The 1,623-nt window shown below is 29.1% G+C and carries 2 protein-coding genes; both read right to left on the bottom strand.

Features of this window, described 5'->3' with window-relative positions; all coding sequences use genetic code 11:
- Positions 1-91 precede the first annotated feature (91 nt).
- Positions 92-649: a hypothetical protein gene (locus VQ048_RS12115; protein WP_327611917.1), complete on the bottom strand. Its 558-nt coding sequence runs from the start codon at positions 647-649 to the stop codon at positions 92-94.
- A 224-nt stretch (positions 650-873) separates the two neighbouring features.
- On the bottom strand, positions 874-1,623 hold a 750-nt coding region (locus tag VQ048_RS12110), incomplete at its 5' end, for a hypothetical protein (protein WP_327611916.1).

The following is a 1,623-nucleotide window of genomic DNA, read 5'->3' as shown; positions in this document are numbered from 1 at the left end:
TCAGAGTGAGAGAAAGGGGGACATTGTCTCTCTTTCCTCTCTGAAAAATAAATGTTTTTATTGCTTATTATCCGCACCCAAAAAGTTGCATTTATAAGTTGAATTCAAGTATTGTTAATTCTTTGAGTTTATTTTTCATGTTGTTCAGTGGTGCAACCCTAATTTCTACATCATTTTCATTTACAAAATAGTTGAAAATTTGGGTGCTATGGTCGTACATGTTATTTCCGTATTCTACAAACCATTTTATTTTCCCATCATAAATTAATTCCTGGAGAGAGTTAGGGTGGTTTTTTCTATTAATAAATGTTCTTTTGTTTTTTTTGTAGTCTGTTATAATCATTTTTTTTATAACACTATTTCTGATAAAATTTCTTTTACCGTTTTTATCATAAATTGCAATATATGAAGTTACAGTAGAAGGATCCATACTTCCATTTAAGTTTCTTAAAGCTTGAATCTTAGTATTTACCGTTTCATCATTTAAGAATGTTATTATTGCATCAGTAGCTTTTGAAGAGTTTATTGATATATTATCAGTAGAATAGTCTTGAATAGGTTTAAGTTGATCGACTCTCGTTGCAAATCCTACAGAACAGCTTGTAAATACTGAAAAAAGAATTAATGAAGAAAATGTTTTAAATTTCATGTGCGATTTTTTAATAATTTCTGCTAACGGAAAAAGTATTTGCGAAGGGCGGACTAAATTGGACTGAAAAGTTCAATTTCGACCAATCGAAGCGGATGCTTTTCCCGTATTGCTAAACTAAGAAAAAATGTAATACGGAAAAGCAGGAGCGACTAAAAATAACTAAATTTTCAACCCTGCACTAAACCCCGCCTTTTGCAAATACTATGTTAGCAGAAGGTTTCTTATTGCAATTTTTCACAAACTTCTATAATTTGTTCCGCCATATCTTTGACAACTTTTTCTTTGTCTTCAAAAAGAGTAGGGTAAATAGGATAATAAATTCCACCCAAATTGGTTTCAAAGATTTGGTTTTTTAATTGTGGTGCAATTCTATAGATTTTGTTTCTAAATTCTATAGATTGTCCAAAATCTTGTTCTGTAACTTTTATCCAAAAAGGTGTGTCTGCAAATTCGTTCCAATTTGTATAATTAAGACCAAAAGCAAATGTTAAATCTCCGTATTTTCGATATTTTACAAATCCGTAACCATATCTTGGTTTCCCTTCCGTTAATTTATCTTGTCTATATTTTTCATTTTTGGAAAATTCATTCAAAACTTCATCAATTAAAAAATAATAACTGTTTATTCGTCTACCAATTTCTGGAGAAAGGTCATTTTCGGTTAATGGAATGAATGAATTTTTATCAATTACTTCACAAAATCCAATAATTTGATCAACATCCGAAACCAATCTTTCATCTTGATTTTCTTTCAGCAGATTTTTAATTGGTTCAAGAATTTCATTCCAACTTTGAATTAGAATGTGCTTATTATTTTTAGTTACAAAAGTTAAAAGTTCTTTGTTTTCAGAGAGATAAAGATTTTCTTCAAAGAGCTTTCTTTTTAGTTCTGTGAAAATTGATTTTTTCCTTAAAGTTGGACAAATAAAAACTAAAATAGAATTTTCTTCCAATCTTTTCAAGTACGAAAT

It is taken from the genome of Bergeyella anatis, assembly GCF_036016955.1.
GTDB lineage: Bacteria > Bacteroidota > Bacteroidia > Flavobacteriales > Weeksellaceae > JAYWXI01.
This window is presented reverse-complemented; position numbering and strand designations above follow the sequence as displayed.

Excerpts from the sequence above, each read along its gene's own strand:
- VQ048_RS12115 (WP_327611917.1), bottom strand. The coding sequence starts at position 649 with ATGAAATTTAAAACATTTTCTTCATTAATTCTTTTTTCAGTATTTACA.